The following is a 9,428-nucleotide window of genomic DNA, read 5'->3' on the forward strand; positions in this document are numbered from 1 at the left end:
TATAGCTGCCGCCAACTGTATCAGGACATAAAACCCCAAAGAGAGTTGCCGCGCTCCGCGCGGCAACTCTCTTTGGGGTTTTGATTTTGTCCTAACAAAACTGGCGACAGCTATAAAAGCTCTAAATGAAAAAGGAGGCTGAGCCTCCTTTTTCATTTAGAGCTTGGATTCAATCAATCCGCCACCGAGGAGCAAGTCATCACGATAAAAAACCGCCGCTTGCCCTGGAGTAATGCTAAATTGAGGCTCATCAAAAACAATCCTCGCGCGATCGCCAACAAGGGGAATTACGGTGGCAGGGGCGGGTGCTGTGCGATAGCGTACTTGCACCTCCGCATGGAAAGGAATATCTGTCGGAGCCATCGATACCCAATTCACTTGATTAATCGTACATTCGCGATCGTGGGCTTCAGAGCGATCGCCCACTACCACTTCATTTTTGACAGGATCGAGGGCAATCACATACAAAGGGTTTGCTGAGGCTACACCTAGCCCCTTCCGTTGACCGATCGTGTAGTGATACGTACCATCATGCTCCCCGAGTACGTTGCCTTTGGTATCAATGATTTTGCCTTGGATTGGCGTGAGGTATTTATCGAGGAATGCTTTCATGGAACCATTGGCTTCCACAAGGCACAGATCCATACTTTCGGGTTTTTCAGCAGTGGCTAAACCAAACTCGGCAGCAATTTTACGAGTTTCGATCTTAGTTGTGTTACCTAGAGGAAAAACACAGCAGCTTAATTCCTCTTGTCCTACTTCATAGAGAAAATAGGATTGATCCTTATTGTCATCAACTGCTCGGCGCAGCTCGTAACGTCCCGATTCAAAATTGAAATTGAGCTTAGCATAATGTCCTGTGGCAATTTTATGGATACCCAACTTATCACGGGCATATTCCATCATGGGTGTAAACTTCACGGCTTTATTGCAACGCGAACAGGGCAGAGGCGTGGAACCTGCTGCATAGCCCGTAACTAGATAATTAATAATGCTTTGCTCAAAAACATCACGACTATCTACAATTTCATGGGGAATTCCTAATTCTTCGCATAATCTCGCTGCATCTACCATCCCCTCAGAGCAGCATTGACCCTTGCCACGCATTAACCACAGCGTCAAACCTGTGACATCATAGCCTGCGCGATGCAAGAGAGCTGCCGCCACGGAGCTATCGACTCCGCCAGATAGTCCGACAACTATTTTTTCTTTTTCTTGGGTAATGTTTGACATTTGTTGCGAGCGAACCACTAGACCTAAATTGTAACTTAAAGCGCAATAAGAATTGTTGGTAAGTGGCTAAGCTCAACTACATATAAACCCCCAAAAACTGTAGCGCAAGCTGCGCTTGCGCTACAGTTTTTGGGGGTTTATAGCTATAAGAATTGACTGGCGGCGCTTCGCGCCGCCAGTCAATTCTTGGGGTTTATGTCCTAGTACAGCGATAGCTATAGTTCTTAGTAGTCGTAGGGATTTTTGGGTTCTGGGATGGGCGTAATATTACTCGCAACGACTACAAATTGACGCTTACCATCGGTGGTTTCCACATCTGCTTGACCTTCTATTTGTAACCAGTGATCGGGGAGATAATTAGAGCGACTTTCAGTTGTTTTAATAGGTAGACTGACAGGATAAACGTCGGCAGCACAGCAGGTAATGACGAAACGCGTCAATAAAAAGATATTGTCAGGGCGATCGGGGGCATGGACAACAAATCCCGTAATCTTCACCTTTTGTCCCTTATAAGCATCGGGTTCGGGATAGGTGCTAATGGTACGTACCCATTCTACGAGAGTCCGATCTTCGGGACGATTGCTAGCTCGAAAGGATTTAGGAATAGTTCTAGCATCGGCAATATTTTCAATTACGCCCCGATGGATCGCTTTTTCACTAGTAAATGGACGAGGATTGACACATAGAGCGCCGATCGCCACAATCAAAAGCAAGCTGCTACTTAAGGATGGTTTGATCAATGTCACATGTTGCTGTGTAGCTATGGTACCGATGTACCGTCGCCGTTTTGCTACGCGCCAAGCTTCAGCAACACCAACAACAGTGAGCGCTAATCCCGCAGTTACTGTGAGGGGAATATAATTGGGATGGACTAAAAGATATAACTGTCCCGCAAGCCAAAGCTTAAGTAGAACAATCCCCCAAGCAGCGATCGCACAGGACTCAAGCCAAGGTACAAATTTCTGCCAGTAAGAATGTAGTGGCGAAGAATTAGCGGATCGAGATGGCATGAAGTATAAATACCAAATAACAAAATTAGGATCTTTTAGGATCTCAAGATGAGGATCTTAAATTAACTATAGCAATCCTAAGTAGCTAGTAGTCCGCCAAGTCAACTTTGCTAGGTTCTATAGATGGGTATAAGTACTTCAATTTGAACCTTGCATCGGAACTTGCGAAGCGCCAGTTAACAATAGCTTGCCGAGCATTGCGGTGGTCTTTCCAAATGATAATCTGCTCTAACAACTCCTCTCTAACAACTCCTCTCTAACAACTCCTCTTTAGTAGCGATGCGACGGTCAAGACACTGACGAAACAACACAGAGAATTCAATCTCAACTTGATTGCGCCAACTAGCGTGTTTAGGAGTGTAATGAAATTCAAGTTTCTTGAGGATTCGGTTGGCTTTCTCAGGCGAGAAGTTTTCGTAGAGATTGGCTGGATAAGGTTCAAAGAAGCCAAATAAATTAATCACACCAAGGTTTGAGTCACTTTACTGGAAATTAAATATCCTAGGCAAATTTAGCTTGGTAGACTACTAGGGACAATTAAATATAAAACCCCAAAACCTGTAGCGCACGCTGCGCGTGCGCTACAGGTTTTGGGGTTTTAATTATGCCTAGCTACTTATACTGAAACAAAAAATTAGGCAAAACAAAAGGATTCAGGAAAATCGCAAAAAAAATAGGAATGAGGGTTATTTTTGAGGATGTATGGGAATTATCTTACTGGTGAATTCGGGAATTTCTGCCCCAGTCTTGCTATATGATCGAGTTAGCGATCGCATTTAGTTTGTAACTATAGGCTTTTATCTATATGTCTAATGTCATCATTCAAGGAGCAAAACACAGCTATAACCTCACGCCTGCCCCTGCTGTTGACAGCCCTTCACCTCCGACCATCGCTTTTTTACATGGTTGGATGCTCAGTCAAGCCTACTGGAAACCGCTAATTGATCGCTTACAACTAGATTTTCAATGTTTATCCTATGATTTAAGAGGGTTTGGACTATCTGAAATTGGCGATCGCGATGAATATTCCCTAATTAGCTACGCTAGGGATCTCGAGGAATTACTGGATCGTTTAGAAATTTCTCAAGTTTGGTTGGTGGGGCATTCCCTCGGAGGGGCGATCGCTTTGTGGGCAGCAAGTTTGTTAAGCGATCGGATCTTGGGTGTAGTTTGTCTCAATGCGGGGGGTGGAATTTATATTAAAGAAGAGTTTGAAAAATTTCGGAGTGCTGGCAAAATTATTTTAAGGTTGCGCCCCCGTTGGTTACAAAATCTACCCCCAATTCACGCACAATTTGCAAAGGATAGCGTTCAAAGCCCTCTGGATCTATTTTGGGGAAAACAACGAGCGATCGATTTTGTGTCTGCTAAATATGCAGCCGCAAAGGGAACTTTGCTCGATTCGACCAGTGAAGAAGAAGTTCATAAATTACCGCAAATCGTCTCTAAGTTAAGCCAACCTATTTATTTTGTAGCTGGCGCAAATGATAATATTATGGAACCGAAGTACGTGCGCCATCTAGCAAGTTTTCATCCTTCATTTAATGGCTATGGTGAAAATGTATTTGAGCTTCCTAATTGCGGACATATGGCAATGCTAGAACAGACAAATCTATTACATCGTCTTCTATTAGATTTATTAGCTAAACCCGTAGCCTCCTCTTGCATCTAAGTAGCTAGGCATAAGTAATAAAAACCAGAGAGCATACCGCCCGCTGTGCGGGCGGTATGCTCTACTTGGTATAAATATTTAATGATGGGCGGTACTTTGTACCGCTCATCATTAATGGAAAGTAGGTTCTCAAACCTGCAAAAGAATCACCTGTTGTCTTTGGAGCGATCGCACATCATCTAAGCTTGCCTCCACGGATTGTAAGATCTGAGCGACAGTCTGCTGTTTTGTCTGATTCTCGTCACAAGCTAATAGGAACTTCCATTCAGCATCACTGATACGCACAAACTGATAATTATAATCGAAGAAGTTGGGACTATCTTTCCAGCCATAGATACAGGGGCTAGGCTCGGGAATTGCGGCAAGTAAATCTTCGTCAATTTCCCAAGTCTTTTTAGGAATAGGAGGACGTGCCAAAAAGAACTCGTAATGCGAAATTGTATGGGGATCGAGAACTTCAATCAGGCGATAGCGTTGACGTTCTGTAAGATGTTGCGCTCGTTCCATTAAGTCGGGTACTTTGCCAATTAATCGTGTTAAATCCCAAACCTGTGGATTTGAGAAGCCAAGAAATTCTAATCCTGATGCATCGATTAATTCAAATACGGTATTCACATTGTAATTAATTTCTTGGGGATGCACGTACATATCCGCAAAACAGGCATCTTGTGTATTTTCCATTTCCCAACGTTCTTTTTCGCGGCGGCGTAACGCATTCGTTTCAGGCAGATTAGCAAAGATTTCCCTGCCAATTTTTACGCCATCAACAAAATCGCCACGGCGATCGCCTTGTAGTAAGGCGATCGCTTCTTGCATTAAACGAATTTCCCAACGTCCTAATTCGCCATAGACAAAGATATGCAACAGTCCTCCAGGAGCAAGCTTATTAGCTAGTACCTGAATGCCTCGAATGGGATCGGCAGTATGGTGGAGGACTCCGACCGAGTTGATCAGATCGAATTCACCTTCAAGGCGATCGGCATCAAACAAACTGAGATGATGGAATTCGACTCTAGTTGCTCCCGAACTTTTACAACGTTCCTTGGCGACAGCTAAGGTTCCTTCACTAAGATCAATCCCCACGACATTTGCTTCAGGATTGAGATGCACTAGGTACTCAGTGCTGACCCCCGATCCACAGCCAGCGTCAAGAATCCGAATATTGTCTTTAGCAGGTTTTTGCCCAGTGCAAAAGTTATAGGCAGCCTGCCAATTCCAACGCCAGTTATATCCAGGAGGTGGTTCGTCTAGGATTGGTTCTGGGGGAAAGGGATAGGTATTGTAAAGGCTCGCTACGGCAGCACTGACCTTGGAATCGGACATAGATATTTTTTAGAATTGTTTTATTATTGGTTTAATATTTTAACGTCAGTATTGCCTTGGTTATCGGCTCCCCTTCAATATTCCTTGATAACGTCAGTTCGGGTTAAGCTGGCAAATTTTAAAAGCCCAAAAGTAAAAACCTTGCTACGCAAGGTTTTTACTTTTGGGCTTTTAAATTTGGTATAGCTACTGTCAATCTTGTTAGGACAAGACATAAGGCCCAAAATAGTGTTGCCGCGCAGAGCGCAGCAACACTATTTTGGGCTTTATGTCTTGATGCCGTTGATGGCAGCTATATTATACCAATTCCCAAAAGTGTGGCTACACTTTTGGGAATTAAAAACCAAACCCAGTAAAGTTTTGAAAAACACAAAATGGCTACGCCATTTTGTGTTTTGGTATTATTCGGAATTATTCGGACGGGATGAGGATAAAATTAGCTTTGAGATTTTTAACTTCGGTGATGCGAAAGGTCTCAAAATGGATTTGATTAGGATGTTTTACGATGGCTCCCGTGCATTTGTGTGGTGTTACCAAAAAATTTGGACAAAATATCGTACTTCGAGATATCAATCTCGAAGTGAACGATCGGGAGTTTTTGGTTTTAGTGGGACCTTCGGGCTGTGGCAAAAGTACGCTGCTACGCCTGATCGCAGGACTTGAAGAGTTAAGTGATGGCTCCATTTATCTGGGCGATCGCCAGATTAATCATTTGCCACCTAAAGTACGGGACATTGCGATGGTATTTCAAAGTTATGCGCTCTATCCACACATGACCGTCTATAACAATATTGCCTTTGGTTTGAGAAGACAGCGATCGCTCAATTCATCTCCCTTATCTTGGTTTAATGCGGCCAGAAAAAAACACCTTGCCGAGATCGATCAAAGAGTGCAGCAGGTTGCAGAAGCATTGCAAATTTCTCATTTATTAACCCGCAAACCCAAGGAGTTATCGGGGGGGCAAAAACAACGGGTGGCTCTGGGAAGAGCGATCGCGCGTAATCCTCAAGTATTTCTGATGGATGAGCCTTTATCAAATCTGGATGCTCAATTACGTAGCGATACGCGATCGCAGATCGTTCAGTTACAGAAACAATTGCAAGTAACGACGATCTATGTGACTCACGATCAAGTAGAAGCAATGACCATGGGCGATCGCATTGTGGTTTTAAATAAAGGCGATATTCAACAGGTAGATACACCTCTAAATATCTATCGCCAACCTGCGAATGTTTTTGTAGCTGGATTTATGGGGTCGCCACCGATGAATTTCTTGCCCGTGCGAGTCAATAGCGATGGCTCTTTACTGGGAGAAAGTTTGCTCAACCCGATCGCCATTCATGAATTATCTCTGAGAGAAGTTGGGCGCGATCGCGCTTTCACGATGGGATTCCGTCCTGAAGATTTACAACCTGCAACTTCAGAAACTGCTCACCTTGAGGGAACGATAGAACTAGTGGAAGCGCTCGGTTCAGAAACAATTGTATTGTTAAAGTTGCCAGATGGCGAATTGAGAGCGAGAGTTTCGGCGGATGTTGGTTTAGAACACCATTGGCAAATTGGCGATCGCAGTTTCTGGCGGTTCGATCTCAATAAGCTCTATGCCTTTGATATCCAATCAGGCGTTACATTGCACCATCCTTATAAGTAATACAGCAATTATCGATCAGACGAACCACAAGGAAATTTTTGAAAGCCTTGCTAAGCAAGGCTTTCAAAAATTTCCTTGGTTTGGGTTTGAGCGCAAAGCGCTGCAAGTGAGTAGCTAGGCTCAACCCCAAGAGCTGTAGCGCACGCGCAGCGTGCGCTACAGCTCTAGATTCTAGGTTTTAATTATGCCTAGCTACTTATCTGCTGATATTATGAGATGAATTATTTAGTTTGTGAGGAGTATAGCTATGGGCGAGTCAAAGCGCCGCAAGGAAGTCATGGGCGAAAAGTATGGAACCTCTGAGCCTGTAGCATCTTGGATCCCTTTTTTGACCAAGGACAAGGCAAATAAATTTGTCGAAGTCTCGACTCAAGCAGCTTGGTATGGCATTGGCGTAACCATTGCGATTTGGATAACGATTCGATTTATTGGTCCCGCCTTCGGTTGGTGGCACTTAGCTGACTAACTTATGACCTGTCATTTATTAATTCCTGCGGCGGGTAGCGGCAAAAGGATGGGAGCCGATCGCAATAAGTTGTTGCTGCCCCTGATCGATAAACCAATTTTGCAATGGACGTTAGAAGCGGCGATCGCTTCGGAGGCGATCGCTTGGATTGGCGTGATGGCTCAGCCCCATGATTATCCAGATTTTCAACAGATATTTAATGAGATTAGTCAACTGAAACCAATTCGTCTAATTCAAGGTGGGGCAACTCGTCAAGCTTCCGTATTTAATGGCTTAAAATCTTTACCAACGGACTGCGATCGCGTTTTAATTCATGATGGCGCGAGATGCTTAGCAACATCAGAGCTATTTGATCGCTGCGATGCTGCTCTACAAAAGATGCAAGGTTTTATTGCTGCCGTTCCCGTCAAAGATACGATTAAAGTCGTTGATGGTTTAACCATTGTTGATACTCCCAATCGCGATCGTCTTTGGGCAGCACAAACGCCTCAAGGGTTCCATTTGGAAGCGCTCAAAAATGCCCATCTCAAAGCCTTAGAGTTAGGATGGGAAGTCACCGATGATGCCGCCTTATTAGAAAAGGTTGGATTAGCGGTACAGATTGTCATGGGAGAAGAAACCAATCTCAAAGTTACGACGCAACAGGATCTGGCGATCGCTGAATTTATCCTGAAGCAACGCTCATCGAGCAATAGACTCAAAAACTAGCCTAGTTGCCCTCCGTACTTCCCTTCCTTAGTATTTTCTTAAATTAACTATAGCTGTCCTAAATCATTTGTAGATTTTTGGGTTTGTGGAAGCGCCCCCAAGAGGGGGGCGCTTCCACAAACCATTTAGGATGGCTATATCATTCAGGAATTAAGCCTTTAAGCCTCGTAAAACTACCAAAAGCTCGTTATCTTCGCGCTTAAATATGGGCAAAAATTCAATATGCATGTAGCGGACAATGCCCTGTATATCGATAATGCAATAGGCGCGTTTGCTGCCAAACAAACCTGCAACTCCATATTTTTTGCAGACTTCTTGATTGCGATCGCTGAGAAGAGGAAATTGCAGTCCCAACTTTTTAGAAAATGCCAGATGTTTTTCGATGGGATCGGTACTAATACCTAAAATCTCGGCTCCTGCATCCCGAAATTTTGTCCAATCATCTGCAAAACATTGCATTTCACTAGTACAGAGGGGAGAAAAATCGCCAGGGTAAAAGGCAAGTACAACGTTAGTTTTACCAGCATAGCGACTGAGGGTAATATCACCGCGATCGCTAGGTAAAGTAAAATCTGGAGCTTTTTGACCGACTTCGACAGGCATAGATTTTCCTATTCTTTAATTTTGAGCCTTTTGATTTGGGATTTAGACTGGAGCAGAGAACTTGTTTCGCAGCCAAATATAATCTTATCAAGAATACTTCCATGGAACGAACTGACATTAAATCTCCTAATCATTTCCTAACGATCGAACTATCGAGCGAAATCTATGCAACCCTGTTAGCTAAGGTTGAAAATACGGGCAAAACAGAATCTGAATTAGTAATTCAGGGCTTACAGCATATTTTAAATGAGGATTCTGAGGAAGAGCGGTTTTCTGCTTTAGAAATAGCTTTGGAGCAAAAACTTCGGCAATATGTAGAAAAGCTACTCGAAGATCGAATCTCTTCTACGGCAACGGTTGAGCGTTCTACTAAAGACGATCGCCATACAAATCTCGACGCAGATCGAAACCCGCAAAACCAGCAAAGCTCAATGCCAATTCCGACGATTCGACCATTGCAGATAGGCGATCGCGTTTTGATTCTCGAACCCGATAGCCCTTATTACATGGCAAAGCTATTAGTAACCAAAACTAGTTTGATTCGGGCAACAGTGGAGACAGATACGGGCGAAAAAACCTTCTTAAAAAGAGATTTACGGTTTGTCGAATCCCAGTCAGAAATCTAGGTATAGCTATAGCCAAATAAGTTAAGACATAAAACCCAGAAGAGTGTTGCGGCGCGAAGCGCCGCAACACTCTTCTGGGTTTTGTTTTTGCCCTGACATAACTGGCTACAGCTATAAATATGCGGCTGCTTACTTT

At 43.7% G+C, this 9,428-nt stretch carries 9 protein-coding genes and 1 pseudogene; 5 read left to right on the forward strand and 5 right to left on the reverse strand.

What is annotated here, in order from left to right; all coding sequences use genetic code 11:
- Positions 1–156: 156 nt before the first annotated feature.
- From mnmA to AC805_RS26805, 3 genes and pseudogenes are all read right to left on the reverse strand, one after another.
- Complete coding sequence (mnmA, locus tag AC805_RS10195; protein ID WP_055075337.1) at positions 157–1,233, reverse strand: tRNA 2-thiouridine(34) synthase MnmA; 1,077 nt, start codon at positions 1,231–1,233, stop codon at positions 157–159.
- Between the two features lie 224 nt (positions 1,234–1,457).
- Complete coding sequence (locus AC805_RS10200) at positions 1,458–2,243, reverse strand: TIGR03943 family putative permease subunit (RefSeq protein ID WP_055075338.1); 786 nt, start codon at positions 2,241–2,243, stop codon at positions 1,458–1,460.
- 242 nt (positions 2,244–2,485) lie between these two features.
- A pseudogene (locus AC805_RS26805) lies at positions 2,486–2,662 on the reverse strand (transposase); the annotation flags it as partial.
- A gap of 386 nt (positions 2,663–3,048) precedes the next feature.
- Between AC805_RS26805 and AC805_RS10205 the strand changes: the two are divergent.
- Positions 3,049–3,915: an alpha/beta fold hydrolase gene (locus tag AC805_RS10205; RefSeq protein ID WP_055075339.1), complete on the forward strand. Its 867-nt coding sequence runs from the start codon at positions 3,049–3,051 to the stop codon at positions 3,913–3,915.
- Between the two features lie 129 nt (positions 3,916–4,044).
- Here the strand turns inward: AC805_RS10205 and AC805_RS10210 are convergent, their stop codons facing one another.
- Positions 4,045–5,238, reverse strand: coding sequence for a bifunctional 2-polyprenyl-6-hydroxyphenol methylase/3-demethylubiquinol 3-O-methyltransferase UbiG (locus AC805_RS10210; RefSeq protein ID WP_055075340.1), 1,194 nt, complete (start codon positions 5,236–5,238; stop codon positions 4,045–4,047).
- A gap of 505 nt (positions 5,239–5,743) precedes the next feature.
- On the opposite strand from AC805_RS10210, the gene AC805_RS10215 reads away from it, so the two are divergent.
- The 3 genes from AC805_RS10215 to ispD all read left to right on the forward strand — a co-directional run bounded on the left by AC805_RS10215 (position 5,744) and on the right by ispD (position 8,063).
- Positions 5,744–6,889 (forward strand): ABC transporter ATP-binding protein, encoded by a 1,146-nt coding sequence (locus AC805_RS10215; RefSeq protein ID WP_055075341.1) that lies wholly within the window; start codon positions 5,744–5,746, stop codon positions 6,887–6,889.
- A 247-nt stretch (positions 6,890–7,136) separates the two neighbouring features.
- A complete protein-coding gene (locus AC805_RS10220) occupies positions 7,137–7,355 on the forward strand; it encodes a DUF2839 domain-containing protein (RefSeq protein WP_009627911.1) in 219 nt (72 codons plus the stop codon).
- Between the two features lie 3 nt (positions 7,356–7,358).
- Complete coding sequence (gene ispD, locus AC805_RS10225) at positions 7,359–8,063, forward strand: 2-C-methyl-D-erythritol 4-phosphate cytidylyltransferase (protein WP_055075342.1); 705 nt, start codon at positions 7,359–7,361, stop codon at positions 8,061–8,063.
- A gap of 150 nt (positions 8,064–8,213) precedes the next feature.
- Here ispD and AC805_RS10230 read toward each other — a convergent pair whose 3' ends face one another.
- The gene (locus tag AC805_RS10230) at positions 8,214–8,666 is read right to left on the reverse strand and encodes a peroxiredoxin (protein ID WP_055075343.1); all 453 of its coding nucleotides are present in this window, start codon (positions 8,664–8,666) and stop codon (positions 8,214–8,216) included.
- Positions 8,667–8,767: 101 nt separating this feature from the next.
- Between AC805_RS10230 and AC805_RS10235 the strand changes: the two genes are divergently transcribed.
- Positions 8,768–9,292 (forward strand): hypothetical protein, encoded by a 525-nt coding sequence (locus AC805_RS10235; RefSeq protein WP_055075344.1) that lies wholly within the window; start codon positions 8,768–8,770, stop codon positions 9,290–9,292.
- Positions 9,293–9,428: the final 136 nt, after the last annotated feature.

Origin of the sequence: Pseudanabaena sp. 'Roaring Creek' (genome assembly GCF_001402795.1) — a bacterium.
Lineage (GTDB): Bacteria > Cyanobacteriota > Cyanobacteriia > Pseudanabaenales > Pseudanabaenaceae > Pseudanabaena.

What these genes read in the sequence shown, in the direction of transcription:
- mnmA (WP_055075337.1), bottom strand. Translation starts at nt 1,233, where the DNA reads ATGTCAAACATTACCCAAGAAAAAGAAAAAATAGTTGTCGGACTATCT.
- AC805_RS10200 (WP_055075338.1), bottom strand. Translation starts at nt 2,243, where the DNA reads ATGCCATCTCGATCCGCTAATTCTTCGCCACTACATTCTTACTGGCAG.
- AC805_RS10205 (WP_055075339.1), top strand. Translation starts at nt 3,049, where the DNA reads ATGTCTAATGTCATCATTCAAGGAGCAAAACACAGCTATAACCTCACG.
- AC805_RS10210 (WP_055075340.1), bottom strand. Translation starts at nt 5,238, where the DNA reads ATGTCCGATTCCAAGGTCAGTGCTGCCGTAGCGAGCCTTTACAATACC.
- AC805_RS10215 (WP_055075341.1), top strand. Translation starts at nt 5,744, where the DNA reads ATGGCTCCCGTGCATTTGTGTGGTGTTACCAAAAAATTTGGACAAAAT.
- AC805_RS10220 (WP_009627911.1), top strand. Translation starts at nt 7,137, where the DNA reads ATGGGCGAGTCAAAGCGCCGCAAGGAAGTCATGGGCGAAAAGTATGGA.
- ispD (WP_055075342.1), top strand. Translation starts at nt 7,359, where the DNA reads ATGACCTGTCATTTATTAATTCCTGCGGCGGGTAGCGGCAAAAGGATG.
- AC805_RS10230 (WP_055075343.1), bottom strand. Translation starts at nt 8,666, where the DNA reads ATGCCTGTCGAAGTCGGTCAAAAAGCTCCAGATTTTACTTTACCTAGC.
- AC805_RS10235 (WP_055075344.1), top strand. Translation starts at nt 8,768, where the DNA reads ATGGAACGAACTGACATTAAATCTCCTAATCATTTCCTAACGATCGAA.